Source organism: Elizabethkingia bruuniana, from assembly GCF_002024805.1.
GTDB classification, from domain to species: domain Bacteria; phylum Bacteroidota; class Bacteroidia; order Flavobacteriales; family Weeksellaceae; genus Elizabethkingia; species Elizabethkingia bruuniana.
Genome location: NZ_CP014337.1, coordinates 3360216 through 3378959 on the forward strand (window position 1 = coordinate 3360216; position 18744 = coordinate 3378959).

Consider the following 18744-nt stretch of genomic DNA (forward strand, 5'->3'; position numbering starts at 1 on the left):
AATCATGAAAATTATTGGTAAAAATTCATTAGCCAGATATATCAACTGGGGCATTACATTTATCTTCTTTTTATTTTTTATACACCTTATTTATTTCTTACTAGGCTATACCATCTGTTATTATAATAATACTAGTGACAATAAGCTTATGGCTAGTACTTTTTCTACCGGAATAAAGTTATATACCGGAATACAGGAGAATACTTTCAGCATAAAATACCCTTTTATCGATTTAAACTTCTTTAGTGGTGTTTTTTCTTCCCGTTTATTTTTTGAAGGTTTAATTGGTTTTGCTGGTTTTGCATTTTATTTTTACTGTCTGAAAAAAATATTTGGAGCATTAAGCAGCGAGAATATTTTCAGCCTGAATCTTTTAAAATGGACAAGATTATTTCTTGGCTTTAACATTATTCTTGGACTCATTTATACTTTTTTCTTTGGAGAAGTCAAGCTTAATGAAGTTACAAAAATAATCTCCCATCTAATACCTTTCCTGTTTGTATTTTTCATCACCTTATTTGCTTATGCATTTTTCAAAAAGGGATATGATTTACAATCTGAAAATGAATTAACTATTTAGACTATGGCTATCATAATTAATGTAGATGTAATGCTTGCAAAGCGTAAAATGCAGTCGCAGGAACTTGCCGAAAAAATAGGCATTACACAGGCCAATCTTTCTATCCTGAAAACAGGAAAAGCCAAGGCTATAAAACTTTCCACTCTTGAAGCTTTATGCAAAGCTCTGGATTGTCAGCCTGGAGACCTTTTGGAATATACAGAAGACTAAAATCAACAAATATTATTATGAAAAAACTATTAGCTCTGGCGGCTTACCTATTCCTGAGCTGGAATACTTATGCCCAAAATCAAACCACCACCCCATTAAATCTTAGTTTTGAAGAGACTGAAAACAATCTTCCAAAGGGATGGTATATTTCCGGAAGCCCTTCATATAAAGCCAATATAGACACCAAAAATGTTCAGAACGGCAAAAATTCTTTACTCATTGAAGGTAACGGAGGATATAAAATCATAACCTTAGGATTACCACATAACTATACCGGGAAAAAAATTACTTTTTCCGGGTATATCAAAACTGAAAATATTTCAGATGGACAAGCCGCTCTCTGGATGCGTATAGATCCGAAAATAGCTTTTGACAATATGCAGGACAGGGGTATAAAAGGAACAACCGACTGGCAAAAAGCAGAAATCACGCTCCCTCTAAATCCAGATGCAACAGATCAGATTCTCATTGGTGCAATGCTATCAGGAAGCGGTAAAATGTGGATTGATAATTTTAAAGTAACAATTGACGGAACAGATATCAAAGAGGCAAAATTTATTGTTAAAATAGTTGACCAGAAAGAAGCATTAAGTACTCTTAATAATATTATAGAAGCTACTAAAAATAATAGTATATATAAGGACAAAGTTAATTGGATCGAGCTTACACCAGAAGTTCAAAAAGCACTAAACCCGAATGCTAATAATATATTTAATGCTGTAAAGCCTGCCGTCGCGCTAATGCTGGACAAATTAAATGACAACCACTCTTTTCTAAAATCTAAAAATGCGTCGGTTGGTCGTCTAAATCCGGTAAATCTGTACAGTAGAGTTAATCAGGAAACAATGGAAGCCCTCAATACATCTAAAGGCACTATTAATATTCAAAAATTAGAAAAAAAGATTGGCTATATCTCTATTCCGGGAATGAGCACTTCTCAGAAAGACGGAGAACGAGAAGAGCAGGTTAAGAAACTAGGCCAAGCTTTAAGGGATTCTCTCTGCAAACTGAATCTAAAAGATTTAAAAGGAATTATTGTCGATCTGCGGTTAAATACAGGTGGCAATATGCACCCAATGATTTCGGGGATTGCACCTTTATTAGGAAATGGGAAAGCCGGCTCTTTTGTAGACAATGGAAAAATACTCAACTCATGGTCTGTTAAAGACGGTAGCTTACTAATAAATGACAATCCGTACATTACACTACAAAACAATTGTAATCCTGGCAAAAATATTAAAATAGCCTTACTAATCGGTCCTGCAACTGCCAGCTCCGGAGAAGCAACTACAATATCCTTCATTGGCAAAAAGAATGTAAAGCTAATCGGAGAAAAAACAACAGGACTGGTTTCTGCAAATAACAGCATTAAAATCTCAGAAGATCTTTATTATTTATTATCCAGTTCTTATGAAGCAGACAGAAACAATAAGGAATATAAAGAAAGCATTCCACCGGATGTAGAAATAACAGGTGGTGATAATTTCAAAGACCTTTTAAAAGACAAGAAAATCCTTAGTGCTATTCAATGGATTAAGCAATAATAAATAAAGCCTTTTGGAAATAAAATTCTAAAAGGCTTTTTTCTTTAAATTCCGTATCTTTGCACCTGAAAAATTCTGTCAGGTTAATACCTGAGTGAAACCACAAAATCAAATTTTAAATACAATAAAATGTTCCGAACGCACACCAACGGAGAATTATCTCTGAAGAATCTAAACGAAGAAGTAACACTTTCAGGATGGGTACAAACTATCCGTGATAAAGGTTTTATGATTTGGATAGATTTACGAGATCGTTACGGAATAACACAGCTTGTTTTTGATCAGGATCGCTCTTCCGCAGCATTACTGGAAGAAGCAAAAAAGCTAGGCCGTGAGTTTGTAATTCAAGTGAGCGGAAAAGTAATTGAAAGAGCTAGTAAAAATCCTAAGATACCGACCGGAGAAATTGAAATTCTGGTTGAAAAATTAACTATTCTGAACAATTCCGAACTGCCTCCTTTCACTATTGAAGATGAAACCGATGGCGGTGAAGAACTTAGAATGAAGTACCGTTACCTGGACATCAGAAGAAATCCGGTGAAAGAAAAGTTAATCTTCCGTCACAAAATGGCTCAGAAGGTAAGAAATTATCTTTCCGACCAAGGATTTATTGAAGTAGAAACACCGGTTCTTATCAAGTCTACACCTGAAGGTGCAAGAGACTTTGTTGTACCAAGCAGAATGAATCCGGGCCAGTTTTATGCACTGCCACAGTCTCCGCAGACTTTCAAACAACTACTGATGGTTGGCGGAATGGATAAATACTTCCAAATTGTAAAATGTTTCCGTGACGAGGATCTAAGAGCTGACAGACAGCCGGAGTTTACTCAGATAGACTGTGAAATGGCTTTCGTAGAACAGGAAGACGTTATGAATATTTTCGAAGGTCTTACTCAGAATTTATTAAAGGATATAGCAGGTCAGGAATTTGGGAAATTCCCGAGAATGACTTTTGCAGACGCTATGAAAAAATATGGTAATGACAAACCAGATATTCGTTTCGGGATGGAATTCCATGAACTAAATAACCTTGTAAAAGGTAAAGATTTCAAAATCTTTGACGATGCAGAACTGGTTGTTGGTATCAATGTAGAAGGTTGTGCAGAGTACACAAGAAAACAAATCGACGAATTAACCGACTGGATAAAACGTCCACAGATAGGTGCTACAGGTATGGTATGGATAAAATACCAGGCCGATGGTGTTGTAACTTCTTCTGTTAACAAGTTCTATAACGAAGAAGATTTAAAGAAAATTGCAGAAGAATTTGGTGCTAAGCCAGGTGACTTAATGCTTGTACTTTCCGGAAACGAGAACAAAGTAAGAGCTCAGTTATCTGCATTGAGAATGGAGTTGGGTAACCGCCTTGGACTAAGAAAAGGAAATGAATTCGCTCCGCTTTGGGTTATTGACTTCCCGCTTTTAGAATGGGATGAAGATACACAGAGATACCACGCAATGCACCATCCTTTTACCTCTCCTAAGCCGGAAGATATCCATTTACTGGAAAATGAGGCAGGAAAAGCAAGAGCAAATGCTTACGACTTAGTTATCAATGGTAACGAAATCGGCGGTGGATCTATCAGAATCTTTGATAAAGATCTTCAGGCTCAGATGTTCAGCCTTCTTGGGTTTACACCGGAAGAAGCAGAAGCACAGTTTGGTTTCTTAATGAATGCCTTCAAATACGGAGCACCTCCACACGGTGGTTTAGCTTTCGGGTTTGACAGACTTGTAGCTGTATTAGACGGAAATGAAGTCATCAGAGATTATATCGCCTTCCCTAAAAATAACAGTGGTCGAGATGTAATGATCGACGCTCCGGCATCCATTGCCAATGAGCAACTCGATGAGTTAGCACTTACAATTAACATTAACGAATAAAAATAGAAGCGGGATACTCTCCCGCTTTTTGTTAAATTTGAAATACGAATAAAAAAGTAAAAAATGAATCTTACCTCCCGAATTGCCAATTACGAATTTGAAAATCCATTCATGAACGCTTCCGGCGTAATGTGTTATGATGAAATGGAACTGGATCAGTTACTAAGATCTTCTGCAGGTGCTTTTGTCACTAAAAGTGCTACACCAGATTTCAGAGAAGGGAATCCTAGCCCAAGATATGTAGATGTGCCTTTAGGAAGCATCAACTCCATGGGATTACCTAATAAAGGTTTTGACTTTTATCTGGATTTCTCTCTTAACTTTCAGAATGAAAATCCGGGAAAAATCAATTTCATCTCAATTGCGGGAATGTCTATGGAAGACAATCTGGAGATGTTACAGAAGATAAATGATTCCGATTTTAAAGGAATTACTGAATTAAATCTTTCTTGTCCTAATGTACCCGGGAAACCACAGGTAGGTTATGATTTCGAAAGAACAGAAGAGGTTCTAACCAAAGCTTTCGAATTTTTCCAGAAACCAATCGGTGTAAAACTTCCACCATATTTCGATATTGCACATTTCGATCAAATGGCAGAAATCCTAAATAAATTCCCACTTCAGTATGTTAACTGTATCAACTCTATCGGAAACGGACTTTATATAGATGTTGATCACGAAGAAGTTGTAATTAAGCCAAAAGACGGATTCGGAGGAATTGGAGGCGCTTATGTAAAACCAACAGCACTGGCGAACGTAAGAGCGTTCTATACAAGACTAAACAGTGATATCGCTGTAATCGGATGCGGAGGAGTAGAAAACGGAAAAGATGCTTTTGAACATTTCCTTTGTGGTGCACAGATGGTACAAGTTGGTACCCAGCTGATGAAAGAAGGTACTGGCGCTTTCGACAGAATATTGGAAGAGCTAAAAGCCATTATGCAGGAGAAAGGTTATACCAGCATAGAAGACTTCAGAGGTAAGCTGAAAAGCTTATAAATAATAAACAAAAAACGCCGCAGACAGAGTCTGCGGCGTTTTTTATATCTGTAAAGAAAATTATTTAGTTTCTGTTTCGTCAGTAACTGTAACATTTTCTTTTTCCTCCTTCGCTACTTCTTTTACTTTATTTTCTTTTGGAGTTTCTTTAGCAGCAGGTGCTTTTTTATCTCCAAAACGAGCTTCAGTAAATTCTCTGGAAATTGCAGCTCTTTCAAACTTTAATTTACCAGACATTGTTTCAATGATCACCCCGTCTTCCATTACATTTACAATCTTACCGTGCATTCCTGAAGTTGTAACAACTCTGGCTCCTGGTTTTATAGTTTCCTGGAAGTTCTTTTCCTGTTTTTGTTTTTTCATTTGCGGACGCAGCATTAGGAAATAGAATCCAACCAGCATTACAGCCATCATGATGAACATCATAGAACCACCACCTTGCTGTTGCGCCTGTAAAAAAATTGTTAGCATATTATGGGTTTAATAGATTAATAAAAAATTATTTGTTTAAAACATTAGCTGAAAAAGTAAGTACTACCGGAGACTTTTCCGTGTTGGTATATACCTCAGCATATTTGTTTTGTAATCCGTCGAAAGAACTTGAATCGAACTTAAGCGTTACTTTTCCTTTTTGTCCCGGAAGAATAGGATCTTTAGTATACTCCGGAGCAGTACAACCACATCCAGGCTTTACTGTAGAAATTACCAAAGGCTTATCTCCTGTATTAGTCACAGTATAAGTATGCTCTACATGATCCCCTTTTTTAACATCTCCAAAGTTGAAATTATTTTCTGAAATTGCCAGAGTCGTTAACGGAAGCTTCTTAGCTTCTGCAACTATATCCGCCTGTGTTTGTTCAGCAGCAAGGGGTTGTAATCCCGATGTACTCAAAGCAGACTGATCTTCTGAAACAACCAGTTTTTTTTCTTCTTTTTTACATGCTACCACAGCCATGGCAGAAAAAGAAATCATTAGTAGGTAGGTAAGTCTTTTCATGTGAAAGGTATTATTTTATTCTATATTCTCGAATTGTCTTTGGCATACTTATCCAGGATACCGTTAATGAATACATTAGATTTGTCAGAAGAGTATACTTTTGCAATCTCTATATATTCGTTTATAATAATTGAAGAAGGAGTCAATTTAAATTCATCCATTTCGCTAAGCGCTGTAATAAGGATTACTTTGTCCATCAAAGAAACTCTTTCCAGATCCCAGTTCTGAAGTCTTTCTTCTAGCTTCTTCTCTGTATTGTCCCAGTTAAGCGCAGTCTGAGCTAATAATGTTTTAGCAAAGCTCTCATCATCATAATTTTTAATAATCTTGATAAGAGTATGAGTCTCCTGCTCTGGCTTCATAAACCCAATTGTTTTCTGGATCAATGAATTTGCAATATGAATGTCATCTGCCCATGCCATTTCTTTTCCTTCTAAGAAATCATGAAGATCTTCATTTTCAGCAACATAACGAAGAAAAAGTTTTCCTATGAACTTCTGATCATCTTCAAAGCTACTATCAGACGATTCCATATAATCTTTATATCGTTTTCCGGCTTTTATTCTCTGGTAGGTTTTTACAACAAGATCGTCATTAGTGTCCCACATCAATTGTTTGTTGTTTGCAGTATATTCTCCTCTTTCATCGTTGTCAATGATTTGAAGCAATATTTTATTTTCAACAAACTTCAGATTGGGATTAGCTTCCTCTTCAGATTTGATGTATTTTCTTTTTCCGATTTCAATTTGCTCTTCAGCTAATTGATGAATTGCGACCAAAAAGTTAAGCTCATAGACATATAAGTCATAGATTTTGCTTATTTCTTTCATCATATTTTTCAGAACTACATCGACACTTTTAGGGTTTTGCTGATATGCATAAAGCGTTTGCACTACTTTTTCGCGGAGCTGTCTTCTTCCTACCATTTCAAAGAACTTAAATTTAAGGCACAAATTTACGCATTTCTCTTTGCATAAAAAACCTTAATTTTGTCATTCGTAACGGAACGTTTTTAAATAAACAAAATTCAGAAGTTGAAAGCACTAAAAACACTTAATCCCTATTTCTACAAACATCGTGTATTACTGGCTTGGGGATTACTTTTCATTATACTCAGCAATTTTTTTGCTATTTATAAAGTACAATTTATCGGGAAATCTGTCAATGTCATTCAAGAAGTACTGACCAATAAACATATATCGAAAGATTCTTTGTTCAAGGCTTTGCTTATTAATGCAGCTATTATTGTCGGCAGCTCTGTATTATCCGGCTTCTTTACATTCATGATGAGGCAGACTATTATTGTAGCATCCCGCAGAATCGAATACGAGCTGAAGAATAAAATTTACACTCATTATCAGAATCTTTCTCTGACTATTTTCAAAAATACGACCATCGGAGATTTAATGAACCGACTGAGTGAGGATGTTGTAGCTATACGTATGTATCTTGGTCCGGGTGTAATGTATGTAGTAAACCTATCGGTATTACTAATTATTACAACCACTTATATGTTGCTTACTGATGTACGCATGACAATATGGACGCTAATCCCACTTCCTATATTATCTTTTGTTATATATAAGGTAAGTTCTATCATCAACAAAAAGTCCAAAGTAATGCAGAAAAGTCAATCTGCAATTTCGACTTTTGTACAGGATAGTTTCTCGGGAATCCGTGTTGTAAAGTTCTTTAACAAGGAAAAGTATATTGAAAAGAATTACAACAACAAAGTTGGAGACTACATGGTAAAAGCTTTGGATCTGGCAAAGACTGAGGCCTACTTTTTTACCATTATTCTTTTTGTTATCGGACTTCTGAATGTAGCCATCCTTTATATTGGCGGCGAACAATATATTAATGGTAAAACTTCTGTCGGAACTATTGCCGATTTCTTCATGTACATTAATATCCTGATCTGGCCTTTCAGCATGGTAGGCTGGGTAACATCTGTTAATCAGCGTGCAGAAGCTTCCATGCAAAGGGTAAATGAATTTATGGATATGAAATCCGAAATTAAAAATAGCAACAACGATATATACAACATAACCGGAGATATAGAATTCCGTAATGTAAGCTATACTTATCCTAACACTGGCATTCAGGCTTTAAAGAATGTAAGTTTTAAAGTTAAGGCCGGAGAATCTTTAGCCATTATGGGTAAAACCGGGAGTGGCAAATCTACTATTGCATTACTTTTATGCCGTTTACTAGATCCGGACAGTGGAGAAATTCTGATAGATGGCAAAAATCTAAAAGAGCACAATCTAAGTGTTTATCGCGAGAATATAGGCTTCATCCCACAGGAAAGTTATCTGTTTTCCGATACTATTGAGAATAATATTGGATTTGCGATAGACAATCCTACAAAGGCTTTAGTTGAAGAATTTGCTAAAGTAGCTGATGTACACAAAAACATCGTTGGCTTTAAAGATCAGTATAATACAATGGTTGGGGAAAGAGGTGTAATGCTGTCTGGTGGACAAAAACAAAGGATAAGCATTGCCAGAGCATTGATTAAAAAACCAAAAATTCTGATTTTTGACGACAGTCTTTCTGCATTAGATACCGAAACAGAGGAAAATATCTTACGAAATATTGAAAAGGAAATTAAACAAACAACATCTATTATCATCACCCACCGTGAATCCAGCGCCAAAAATGCGCACGCAATTCTTCATTTAAATGATGGTGTAATTACTGATTTCGTACGTGTTCAATAATTTTTCATTGCTGATAACAAGGTAATTAACAATATTTAATAAAAATTCTTTGATATTCAGAATATTCTTCTATATTTGTTAACGCACGAATCTTAAAATGTTAGAACAATGAGCGATTACAAGGAACGCCAGGAGAATGAGATTTTCACAAAAGTGTTAAAGGCAGGTAGAAGGACTTATTTCTTCGATGTGAGAGAAACAAAAGCAGGAGATTATTACCTGACAATCACAGAGAGTAAAAAGAATTTCTCAGAAAATGGAGAAGCAAGCTTCGAGAAACACAAAATTTACCTTTACAAAGAAGATTTCAAAAGTTTTTCAGAATTATTCAATGAATCAACAAACTTCATCCTGGATGAAAAAGGAGAAGAAGTTATTTCTGAAAGACATAACAAAGACTACAAAACAACTACTAATTCTTTCACAATCGATACTGACGAAGAATTATAGAAAGAATTTCAAAACAAAGAGACAGCCTGTAGGCTGTCTCTTCTTGTTTAAAAGTATAATTGAAAAATATGAAGACAAAGCTTCTTATTTCAGGTTAGGGTTGACAATAGTTTCCTTAAGCGGTATAGGAAGAATATAAGCTTTATCATTACTATTTAACTCTTTCTGATCTCCCTCAGCTGCCAGATCTTTTTCCAGCCTCTGAACCGGGAGCTTCAATCTTTTCAGATCATAGTAGCGATGTCCTTCATAAGATAGTTCTAGGTATCTTTCGTTTAGTATAGTATTCAGATCAATAGCGTTCAGTTGTCCGCCATTGCTAATTCTGTGTTTTCTTAACTCATTAATATCTTGTAGAGAAGCATCCTTTCTGTTCAGGAAATAATTGGCTTCAGCACGAATTAAGTACATCTCTGATACACGGAAAACTTTAATATCATTTACCTTATCACTAAAGTCATTTCCGGGATATTTATTAATAAACTCTTCTTCCATATCCCCATCTTTACTAAAATTACTCAGGCGGATATCGGATTCTGTATAACTATTCATTAATTTATAAGAAGGCTGAAAGAATTTACGCCCAGCTGCATAATCCTGCCATAGCGTATTTGGTCTCAGCTTATTGTCATTACTTCTCTTCAAACGGAAGATGACTTCCGAAGGAGATTTATCTTTCCAAAGGTTTTCATACTGGTTTATATCTGATAGCTGAAACTGGTTAATAAGCTGTGTTGATTTTGCCAGGGCAACAATATAATTTTTCTGGTACAATGCTACCCTCGCTTCTAAAGCTGTAACCGCATTCTTATTCATACGGAAATCTACAGTTTCATCTATATCTTTTGCCCGTTCCAAATCCAGCCAAACATATTCATAAAATTTTGACAGACTTATTTTACCGGGTTTCTTATTAACATCAGTATCTGTAATATAAGGAATGGTTAAAGCCTCATTACCGTCAGCATCAGGCGTACCAAAATTTCGGTGCAACTCAAAATGCACCATTGCCCGTAATCCGTATAATTCTGCAATCAAAGATTTTTGCTTACTTCTCTCTTGTTCATTCCGGACCGGTACTTTAGCCGCATTTTCCAAAAGCAGATTAATACTGTAAATATCCGCATAGTAGTTTTTCCATGCTTTTAGCAGAATATCATCTTCAGAAGTGTACTCCCAGCGGTTCAGTAAATTTCCGAAACCATTTACTCCATTATTTTGGGGATTCAGACGGCTTTCATCAGCCATTATAGATCCTATAAGGACACTATACTCCGGAGAATAAAGGCTGTAGCTACCCAGTACTCCTTTTTCGAAGTTACTCACAGAGGAATAAACTCTCTCTGTGTCCAAAGCATCCTGTGGATCTACATCCAGCATATTATTACAACTTACCATACTTATACCCAGACAGGCAAACAGCATTACTTTTAATATATTTTTACGCATTTCTTATCATTTAAAATAAAACATTGAAGCCTAATGTAATTGTCCTTGGCAAAGGATATTCATACTGATACCAGTTGTTATCATCTTCTGGATCCTGCCCTTTCCATTTTGTCCAAGTCAACAAATTTTGTCCCTGAGCAAAAATGTTAACCTCTTTAAAGACTTTATTCAGACTGCCTAGATCTTTCAGTTTATAATTGATACTAACATTTCTAAGCTTTATATAATCTGCAGATTGCAATTCCCGATCTGTCATATATCTCGCATACTGAGCTCCCGGATTCTGGCTTATGTCTCCTGGCTTCTGCCACATATTCAGCATATCGGCTGACTGATTATAGATTCTATAGTTAGGATCGGCTGAAGTTCTGTACAACTCAGCAGTGTTGAGTCTGTACATTCCCTTCACAAAAGTAAACAAGGCATTAACCTGAAGATTTTTATAAGTAAATGATGTTGTTATCCCTCCCTTAACTGGCGGATCATAGGACCCTTTAACCATTACAGCATTTTCAGGATTATATTCTTTTGTGACTGCACCACTTTTATCATAATACAATGGCGCTCCGGTAGCAGGATCTACCCCTGCCCACCTAACCATATAAAAGTGCCCCAGAGCAGAACCAACTTTGTGAATAGAGTAATTTTCTGTAACAATCTCATCTTCGGAACCCAGACTCAGGATTCTGTTCTGATTGTAAGCCAGATTAAGCCCCAGGTTCCAGCTAAAATTATCGTTTCTGAAGACGTCTCCGGACAAACGAAACTCCACACCTCTGTTCCTGATCTTACCCATATTATCAGCAATGGATTCGAAACCAGATGTCATAGACAGACTGCGGTTAATAAACAAGTCGCTTGTTACTCTGTTATACAGGTCAACTTCTCCGATAATTCTGTTCTTAAATAATCCAAATTCTAATCCTACATCCGATATCTTGTTCATCTCCCAGTTATAATTGGGATTACCCGGAGATATTGGAACAAAAGCTGTATAGCCATTATAGTGCTGAGGTTTGTATAGCTGACGATAACCAAAATCACTTGCAAAACCACCCGCATTTCCTGTTAGTCCATGGCTTAATCGCAGTCTAAGTGTACTTAAAGCATCCCAGTTCTTCAGGAATTCTTCATTCTTCATATTCCAGGTTGCCCCGAAAGCATAAAAATATTTGTATCTGTTTTCTGAAGGAACTCTGGAGGATCCGTCACGTCTGATACTAGCGGATAAAGTAAATCTGTTTGCATAAGAGTATCTAAGCATTCCTAATTGTGATACCAATATATTTTCGGAAGCACCACCACTTATTTTTGGAATAAAATTATTTTCCGGTGTTCCGGGTGTAATTCCCCCCGGCGTATTTTCCAGTCCGGGTATAAGTCCATAACCAGTAAAGCCATCGTAGTTGGTACTGTATTTATTGAACTCGGCAAGAGCAATTGCCTCGACTTCATTGGAACCCCATCTTTTTTTATAATTGAACCCAAAATTGGCCATGTAGGAAGTTTTCTGTGTATTAATTCTTTCATAAAGCCCCTGTTCACCAGGATCTACCATACTTCCAAAGTATGTATCTGGTTTTATAATTCTGGTAAACCTTGTTTGCTGATGGTTTACCCCCAATGTACTGGTCAGTTTCAGATTTTTGGTAATTTCAAACGAAAGATTAGATGACAAGACTCCCTGAAGCTGCTTCTCTTTACGGCTGATGTCCTGATACATGGTTAAAGCATTTGCGCCAAACCGGTTTACACCTGGTGTAAGATTTCCATCCTTATCATATGGTTTTTCATATGGCATTGCAAAATAAAGAGATGCTACAGGATTGGTTTCGCTTACATCAAAATCAGATTCAGAAAGCTGTGTTTGTCCTCCAGTTAAATTAAGATTAAAAGAAGAAGTAAAACGTCCGCTCTTATGATTCACCCCGCTATTAATGTTAAATCTTTCAACTCCGGAATTCGGTAAAACCCCTTCTTGTTTAAAATAGGAAAGCGATGAATAATGATTGGTCTTTTGATCACCACCACCCATACTTAGATAATGAGAATTGGTAACTCCGTTTCTTAAAAGCAGCTTTCTCCAGTTTGTATTTGTTGCCCGCAAATCTGCTAACTTCTGATCGCCCTCTGTATAATCTGCATCCGTTTTTGCAATTTTCTGCCCGTTGACAATTTTATACGGGTTCTTTCTGGAATACGCCCAGCCGGGGAAATTAGGATCCTGCAGAATTTCCTCAAATTCTAATCTTTGGGAGCTGTTCATCATATCCCATTTCTGATTATTTACAGAAGATATTCCGAATTGATTCTGATAAAAAAACTGAGAATGTCCTTTATCATTATTTTTCCCTTTTTTAGAAGTAATCTGTATTACACCATTTGCTCCTCTGGAACCATATTGCGCAGTAGCAGACGCATCTTTTAGTACGACTATATCCTCATAATCCAGAGGATTAAGTACTGCAAAAACTTCCGGACTGATAGGCATTCCATCCAGTATATATAATGGATTCGTTTTATCATCCTGCACAGAACCAATCCCACGGATCGTTACCCTCCCCATTGCTCCCGGTTGCCCGGAGGGAGAAGCCACATACAATCCCGGAACTTGTCCCTGCAATGCCTGATCTAATGAGGCAACCGGAGTCTTTGCAATAACTTCGGCTTTTATACTAGACACTGCACCTGTCGTTTTGGCTTTAGACTGCCTTGTATACCCGGTTAGTACAACGCCTTCCAGTTGTTTGGTCTCCGGCAGCAAATAGACACTGTCTGGTAATTTCCCTGCGCTTAAAGCAATATCCTGAGCAATATAACCTTCTAATGAAATAACATAGGTCTGAGGGACTGCTTTAACTTCAATAGCTACTTTTCCATTTCCGTCCGTCACTATTTCCTTTCCTGTTGCAGTATCTTTAATGCTTACATTGGATAAAGGCTGCTGAGTGGTTTTATCCCTCACAATAATATCATGTACAGATTCCTGAGCCTTTAGTGTTGCGGTTATCCCGAGAAAGAAAACCGCGGCCAGAATCATTTTCCTGTTCCCGAACATATTTAATTACTTTTTTTTACAGAGCAAAAGTAAATATGGGGGATTAGGAAGATTTTAAAACAATATTAAAGACCAATTAGAAAGTCATTAAAAATTTCTAATAACTTATTTATCATGAGACAACAGGTATTTCAACTACAGAAGTAGTTCCAAGTCCTAATACAGACTGAAATGATAGTTTGCTTTTGTTTTGTTCTATGATTTTAGATGATAATGACAACCCCAGGCCAAAGCCCTTAATACCATAGGCATTCTGGCTGCGGTAAAACGGGCGGGTAATTTTTTCTATATCCTGCGGTGCAATCCCTATTCCCTGATCAATAACTGATATTATAACAGCATCTTTGTTAATATGAATTCTCATTTCTACTTCTTTCTGTGAAAATTTATATGCATTAGAAATAAGATTGCTAATGGCTATTTCCATTAGACCCGAATTAATATTTATAAATGTCGTTTGGAATTTATCCGGATTTTCGATTTCAATATTCAGGCGCGAACCGGAAGTATCTTCCATGTACCGATCTGTAACCTTCCATATAAATTCTTCCAGAGCCATTTTATATAGCGGATATGAAGAATGTTCCAGCTGTGACAACATGAGTAAATCGCTTACAATGCTATCCATACGGGAAGCATCACGATGGACACCTTCCAGTATTTCTTTATACTCTTCAGTCTCCCGGTCTTTTCGCAATGCTATTTCGGCATTTCCCAATAAGGAAGCAATAGGAGTTTTTAATTCGTGAGAAGCATTGGAAACAAATGACTGCTGGCTTTCAAATGAATTTTGTAACCGCAGTAATAGATCATTAATTGTAGAACTAAGAACTGTAATTTCATTCTTACTTCCTTTTTCTACAGGAATTCTATAACCGAGGCTGCTCGCCTGAATCTTTTCCATTCTATGGTTAATCCTCTTAATAGGCTTCAGACAAAGATATGAGAACCATTCTCCAAGCACCACGCAGATACCCAAGGCTATCACAAGGCTTATAATCATTACATTCCGAAGCTCCTGTAGAGACTTTTCTCCGGAAGCATTTTCTGCTTCCGCCATTACAATATAATCTCCGGAATTATCTACGTAATAGATTCCTACAACGTATTTATGATCATTTTTATAAAAAATATTTTTCTTCTGAGCCACCTGCTGCAGAATTTTCCCATTCCAGGTTGTCGTATTTTCCTTTATGAAAACCGGATTAAAACTGGTATCATAAATTCTTATTTTTTCTTTGGGTAGTGTTCTGGGCAGCTTACGAAGTACTTCATCAAATTCTACTTTAGAAAAATTATCCTGGGCCAGATAGTTATGTCCCACTGTATAAGCACGATCTTCTAACTGCTTCCGGAAGTTATTCTGCCAGTCCTGTGCTACAATAAAATAAACAGAAGTAAGCACTGCTATTAGCAGTACGGCAAATAAGCCTGTGAAAATTAATGATAAGCGTCTTTGCAGTTTCATACTATTCGTCTTTCAGTATATATCCCATTCCGACGACAGTATGTATCAGTTGCTTTGAAAAGCCTTTATCTATTTTTGTCCTTACATAGTTAATATAGACATCTATAAGATTAGTCCCTCTGTTAAAGCCAATCCCCCAAACTGCTTCTGCAATTTTTGCGCGGTTAATAACTCTGTTTTTATTTACCAGAAGATATTCTAACAAAGCATATTCTTTTACCGTTAGTGCAATCTCCTGCCCTGCCCTTTTTACAACTTTCTTATAGCAATCCATTACAAGATCATCTGCAGTATACGTTAGTACCGGAAGGCTATTCTGATTTCTCCGGCTTAGCGCATTAATCCTTGCCAGTAACTCTTCGAAATGAAACGGTTTGGTAAGATAGTCATCTGCGCCTTTATCAAAGCCTTTTAGCTTATCTTGTATGGTAGAGAGTGCTGTCAGCATTAAAACCGGAATTTCCGGCTTAAAACGCTTTATTTCCGAACATATTTCAAAGCCATTCACCTGTGGAAGGATTACATCTAAAATAATCAAATCAAAATCCTGCTCCATAGCTAGCTGAAGCCCCATTGCACCTTCATATGCCAGGGTTACATGGTGCTGACTTTCTTCCAATCCTTTTTTAATAAAGTTGGAAACACCAGCTTCGTCTTCTATCAGCAGAATATTCATAATATGACAATTTTCTCCAAATTTAGCAGAAATGTGCTGAGAATAAATGGTTATTAGAAAATTCTAATCAATTTTATAAATGAAAACGGATACTTTTAGGCATAAAAAAAGCCGTCATAAATGACAGCTTTTATTTTGGGTGGATGAGGGGTCTCGAACCCCCGACCTTCGGAACCACAATCCGACGCTCTAACCAACTGAGCTACAACCACCGTTTTGGTTTTGTGTGTGCAAAGATACACTATTATTCGTTACTGGCAAATAATTCCGTCAAAATTTTTCAATGCAATTAATTTTGCTGTGTTAAAACCTTCTGCAAACTCTACACCGCTCTGTCTACCCAGATTTTGAGCTCTATATGTAATACTCTCATAAAAATCCTTTGTAGCGATAGGTGTAACTGGTTCTTTAGAGTTTGGATCATAAAATTGCGATGAATACGCTGCACAACACTCTATTTTCTTGTCTATAAATCCTGTAATATCTACAACAAAGTCCGGCTGAAGATCTTTCCATTGAATATAATGGAATACATGTTTGGGTCTCCATGCTTCCTGCTCTTGTCCTTCTATAGATGTTTCAATTCTCCTTAATCCGGATAGGAAACATGCATCTGATACTAGTTTGGCTCCTTTTGCATGATCTGGATGTCGATCGTCCAGTGCATTACAAAGCACTATTTCCGGTTGATATTTACGAATAGCTTCCACAATGCGGAGTTGATACTCTTCTGAGTTCACCAAAAAGCCATCTTTCAGTTTCAGATTATCGCGGTATTCAACACCTAAGATTCTTGCAGCTTCTGTCGCTTCCTGATGTCTGATTTCCGGAGTTCCTCTTGTTCCAAGCTCTCCCTGTGTCAGATCTACAATCGCTACTCTTTTACCTTCAGAAATAAGTTTGGCCAAAGTTCCGCCACAGCTTAGTTCTATATCATCGGGATGAGCTCCTATAGCTAATATATCTACTTTCTTTACCATGGGCTAAAATTAAAAAAAACTTCTGATCCATAGGACCAGAAGTTTTTGATATTTTCATTTCTTTTAATAGAAATTATTTGCTCAACTTTTCTTTTAGTTTTGCTGCATCAGCATCAGCTGGATTAGCTTCAAGAGCTTTAGTTACATACTCTAATGCTTTTGCTTTGTCAGCATTTGCTGTTAAGCTTGCCATATTGTAGTATGAGTTAGCTAATAATTCTTTTCCTTTAGCCTGATCTGCTGCTGGTTTAGCTGCTAACACATCAATATATTTCTGGTATGCAGCAATTGCTCCGTTTGCATCACCACTTTTCTGTAATGCGTAACCTAAACTGTAATAAGCAGGCTCCCAAGTTTGCAATACGTTTGCCATCTGAGACCATGCAGAAGCTGCTCCACCCCAGTTTTGAGCTCCCTGATATTCGTTAGCTAATTTATAAAGTAGATCCGTGTTTTTAGGATCAGCTGCTACTTGCTTTTTCAATGCATCAATTGCAGCATTTGTAGGACCACCTTCACCAGAAGCTACTTTTGGTGCTGTACCACTAGCAGAAGCTAGTTCAGCATCCCAGTCGAAAGTTTCGTCTTTTGCAGCTTTAGCAACAGCAACTTTTTGTTGTGCTTGTTGTAGCATTGCTGCATCTTTCTTCTCTTTACCGATAGCCGCTAAGATTAAACCTTCTAAACCTGAATCACTTGGAAGGATTCTGGATTTTTCAGCTTTGCTTAGGAAAGTCTCTAAACTTGTTTTTGCTCCTGCGTAATCTTTCGCCTGATATTGTAAGTAAGCCTTAATTCTGTATTTAATAGGATCATTGATTTTATCGAAAACAGAATCTAAAGCAGAACCTGCATTAGTGTAGTCTTTTGCAAGGAAAGCTAATTTAGCATAATCTAAGACTGTATTAGGATCTGAATCTGCAAGATCCAAATATTTCTTGTAATCTAATGCTGCCTGATCATACTTCTGGTATACGATGTTAAATCCTCCTCTCGCTTTATAAGCAGGTGCATAACTTGCGTCTGCCTGAATTGCTTTATCAATATTATCTTTTGCTCTTTCCCACTGTTTAGCAGAGGTCCAGAGTGTACCAATTCTTGTATATACTGCAGCTTTATTTTTTGCTACTTCTAACGCTCTGTCATAAGCATTCATTGCTTCACCCCAGTTTTTGTTAAGACGGTTAGCGTCTCCCAGAGTGTAATAGTAATATTCAGGCACACCTTTCTTTTCAGCAAGGGTTGTTGCCTTATTCAAATAATCAATTGATAATTTAGGGTCGTTTTGGTTAGGATAAAGCGCTAATGCCTCACCAATTCTGTATAATACTTCAGGATCTTTTTCTCTGGAATCTTTAGCAACCTGATTAAGATCTGCTATTGCCCCAGTTTTATCTCCTTTTCCTAATTTAATTGAAGCCAATCCAATTCTGCTGAAATATGATTTCTTTGCATCTAAAGCAACTCCTTTGTTAAAGTATTCTGCTGCTTTTTCAAAATCTGGTTCAGACTGTACTAAATAAGCATTTCCTAAATAGAAATAGTTAGCGTCTGAAGGTTCTTTGTTTACTAGTGCTGTGTAGACTTCTTTAGCTTTACCAAATTTATAGCCGTCAATATCATTAATCCCTTCTGCAACCGTTTGTGCTCCTACCATATTCATGGCAAAAAAAGCAGCTGCACCTAACACTATTTTCTTTGATAATCCAAATCTCTCTTTCATAAT

At 36.8% G+C, this 18744-nt stretch carries 16 protein-coding genes and 1 tRNA gene; 7 read left to right on the forward strand and 10 right to left on the reverse strand.

Features of this window, described 5'->3' with window-relative positions; all coding sequences use genetic code 11:
- Nucleotides 1-4: 4 nt before the first annotated feature.
- From AYC65_RS15700 to AYC65_RS15720, 5 genes are all read left to right on the forward strand, one after another.
- A complete protein-coding gene (locus tag AYC65_RS15700; protein WP_034867916.1) occupies nucleotides 5-580 on the forward strand; it encodes a DUF2975 domain-containing protein in 576 nt (191 codons plus the stop codon).
- A 3-nt stretch (nucleotides 581-583) separates the two neighbouring features.
- Nucleotides 584-790 carry a helix-turn-helix domain-containing protein gene (locus tag AYC65_RS15705; RefSeq protein ID WP_034867917.1) on the forward strand — a complete coding sequence of 69 codons (207 nt, stop codon included), beginning with the start codon at nucleotides 584-586 and terminating at the stop codon, nucleotides 788-790.
- 17 nt (nucleotides 791-807) lie between these two features.
- Nucleotides 808-2334, forward strand: coding sequence for a S41 family peptidase (locus AYC65_RS15710; RefSeq protein WP_034867919.1), 1527 nt, complete (start codon nucleotides 808-810; stop codon nucleotides 2332-2334).
- Between the two features lie 129 nt (nucleotides 2335-2463).
- The gene (gene aspS / locus AYC65_RS15715; protein ID WP_034867920.1) at nucleotides 2464-4218 is read left to right on the forward strand and encodes an aspartate--tRNA ligase; all 1755 of its coding nucleotides are present in this window, start codon (nucleotides 2464-2466) and stop codon (nucleotides 4216-4218) included.
- Nucleotides 4219-4281: 63 nt separating this feature from the next.
- Nucleotides 4282-5217 carry a dihydroorotate oxidase gene (locus AYC65_RS15720; protein WP_034867922.1) on the forward strand — a complete coding sequence of 312 codons (936 nt, stop codon included), beginning with the start codon at nucleotides 4282-4284 and terminating at the stop codon, nucleotides 5215-5217.
- Nucleotides 5218-5277: 60 nt separating this feature from the next.
- On the opposite strand, the gene yajC is transcribed toward AYC65_RS15720, so the two are convergent.
- The 3 genes from yajC to AYC65_RS15735 are packed head-to-tail and all read right to left on the reverse strand — an operon-like array spanning nucleotide 5278 to nucleotide 7140.
- Nucleotides 5278-5688 (reverse strand): preprotein translocase subunit YajC, encoded by a 411-nt coding sequence (gene yajC, locus AYC65_RS15725; RefSeq protein WP_034867925.1) that lies wholly within the window; start codon nucleotides 5686-5688, stop codon nucleotides 5278-5280.
- Between the two features lie 28 nt (nucleotides 5689-5716).
- Nucleotides 5717-6214, reverse strand: coding sequence for a DUF1573 domain-containing protein (locus tag AYC65_RS15730; RefSeq protein ID WP_034867926.1), 498 nt, complete (start codon nucleotides 6212-6214; stop codon nucleotides 5717-5719).
- A gap of 20 nt (nucleotides 6215-6234) precedes the next feature.
- Nucleotides 6235-7140: a transcription antitermination factor NusB gene (locus tag AYC65_RS15735; protein WP_034867929.1), complete on the reverse strand. Its 906-nt coding sequence runs from the start codon at nucleotides 7138-7140 to the stop codon at nucleotides 6235-6237.
- A 108-nt stretch (nucleotides 7141-7248) separates the two neighbouring features.
- Between AYC65_RS15735 and AYC65_RS15740 the strand changes: the two genes are divergently transcribed.
- Entirely contained in the window at nucleotides 7249-8937 is a 1689-nt protein-coding gene (locus AYC65_RS15740; RefSeq protein WP_034867932.1) for an ABC transporter ATP-binding protein, read from the forward strand.
- Nucleotides 8938-9045: 108 nt separating this feature from the next.
- Nucleotides 9046-9387, forward strand: a complete 342-nt coding sequence (locus tag AYC65_RS15745; protein ID WP_009085547.1) for a DUF3276 family protein — start codon at nucleotides 9046-9048, stop codon at nucleotides 9385-9387.
- Between the two features lie 84 nt (nucleotides 9388-9471).
- Here AYC65_RS15745 and AYC65_RS15750 read toward each other — a convergent pair whose 3' ends face one another.
- The 7 genes from AYC65_RS15750 to AYC65_RS15780 all read right to left on the reverse strand — a co-directional run bounded on the left by AYC65_RS15750 (nucleotide 9472) and on the right by AYC65_RS15780 (nucleotide 18741).
- The gene (locus AYC65_RS15750) at nucleotides 9472-10836 is read right to left on the reverse strand and encodes a RagB/SusD family nutrient uptake outer membrane protein (RefSeq protein ID WP_034867934.1); all 1365 of its coding nucleotides are present in this window, start codon (nucleotides 10834-10836) and stop codon (nucleotides 9472-9474) included.
- A 10-nt stretch (nucleotides 10837-10846) separates the two neighbouring features.
- Entirely contained in the window at nucleotides 10847-13894 is a 3048-nt protein-coding gene (locus AYC65_RS15755; protein WP_034867937.1) for a SusC/RagA family TonB-linked outer membrane protein, read from the reverse strand.
- Between the two features lie 112 nt (nucleotides 13895-14006).
- The gene (locus tag AYC65_RS15760; RefSeq protein ID WP_034867938.1) at nucleotides 14007-15362 is read right to left on the reverse strand and encodes a sensor histidine kinase; all 1356 of its coding nucleotides are present in this window, start codon (nucleotides 15360-15362) and stop codon (nucleotides 14007-14009) included.
- Nucleotide 15363: 1 nt separating this feature from the next.
- Nucleotides 15364-16038 (reverse strand): response regulator transcription factor, encoded by a 675-nt coding sequence (locus AYC65_RS15765; RefSeq protein ID WP_034867940.1) that lies wholly within the window; start codon nucleotides 16036-16038, stop codon nucleotides 15364-15366.
- Nucleotides 16039-16176: 138 nt separating this feature from the next.
- Nucleotides 16177-16250, reverse strand: a tRNA-His gene (locus tag AYC65_RS15770).
- 39 nt (nucleotides 16251-16289) lie between these two features.
- Nucleotides 16290-17018: a bacillithiol biosynthesis deacetylase BshB1 gene (bshB1, locus tag AYC65_RS15775; protein ID WP_034867943.1), complete on the reverse strand. Its 729-nt coding sequence runs from the start codon at nucleotides 17016-17018 to the stop codon at nucleotides 16290-16292.
- A 73-nt stretch (nucleotides 17019-17091) separates the two neighbouring features.
- Nucleotides 17092-18741, reverse strand: a complete 1650-nt coding sequence (locus tag AYC65_RS15780; protein ID WP_034867946.1) for a tetratricopeptide repeat protein — start codon at nucleotides 18739-18741, stop codon at nucleotides 17092-17094.
- Nucleotides 18742-18744 lie beyond the last annotated feature (3 nt).

Bases quoted from the DNA above. Each gene is read 5' to 3' on its own strand.
- yajC (WP_034867925.1), bottom strand. From the start codon at position 5,688: ATGCTAACAATTTTTTTACAGGCGCAACAGCAAGGTGGTGGTTCTATG.
- AYC65_RS15720 (WP_034867922.1), top strand. From the start codon at position 4,282: ATGAATCTTACCTCCCGAATTGCCAATTACGAATTTGAAAATCCATTC.
- AYC65_RS15700 (WP_034867916.1), top strand. From the start codon at position 5: ATGAAAATTATTGGTAAAAATTCATTAGCCAGATATATCAACTGGGGC.
- AYC65_RS15750 (WP_034867934.1), bottom strand. From the start codon at position 10,836: ATGCGTAAAAATATATTAAAAGTAATGCTGTTTGCCTGTCTGGGTATA.
- AYC65_RS15755 (WP_034867937.1), bottom strand. From the start codon at position 13,894: ATGTTCGGGAACAGGAAAATGATTCTGGCCGCGGTTTTCTTTCTCGGG.
- AYC65_RS15765 (WP_034867940.1), bottom strand. From the start codon at position 16,038: ATGAATATTCTGCTGATAGAAGACGAAGCTGGTGTTTCCAACTTTATT.
- AYC65_RS15780 (WP_034867946.1), bottom strand. From the start codon at position 18,741: ATGAAAGAGAGATTTGGATTATCAAAGAAAATAGTGTTAGGTGCAGCT.
- AYC65_RS15705 (WP_034867917.1), top strand. From the start codon at position 584: ATGGCTATCATAATTAATGTAGATGTAATGCTTGCAAAGCGTAAAATG.
- AYC65_RS15760 (WP_034867938.1), bottom strand. From the start codon at position 15,362: ATGAAACTGCAAAGACGCTTATCATTAATTTTCACAGGCTTATTTGCC.
- AYC65_RS15710 (WP_034867919.1), top strand. From the start codon at position 808: ATGAAAAAACTATTAGCTCTGGCGGCTTACCTATTCCTGAGCTGGAAT.
- bshB1 (WP_034867943.1), bottom strand. From the start codon at position 17,018: ATGGTAAAGAAAGTAGATATATTAGCTATAGGAGCTCATCCCGATGAT.
- aspS (WP_034867920.1), top strand. From the start codon at position 2,464: ATGTTCCGAACGCACACCAACGGAGAATTATCTCTGAAGAATCTAAAC.
- AYC65_RS15735 (WP_034867929.1), bottom strand. From the start codon at position 7,140: ATGGTAGGAAGAAGACAGCTCCGCGAAAAAGTAGTGCAAACGCTTTAT.
- AYC65_RS15730 (WP_034867926.1), bottom strand. From the start codon at position 6,214: ATGAAAAGACTTACCTACCTACTAATGATTTCTTTTTCTGCCATGGCT.
- AYC65_RS15745 (WP_009085547.1), top strand. From the start codon at position 9,046: ATGAGCGATTACAAGGAACGCCAGGAGAATGAGATTTTCACAAAAGTG.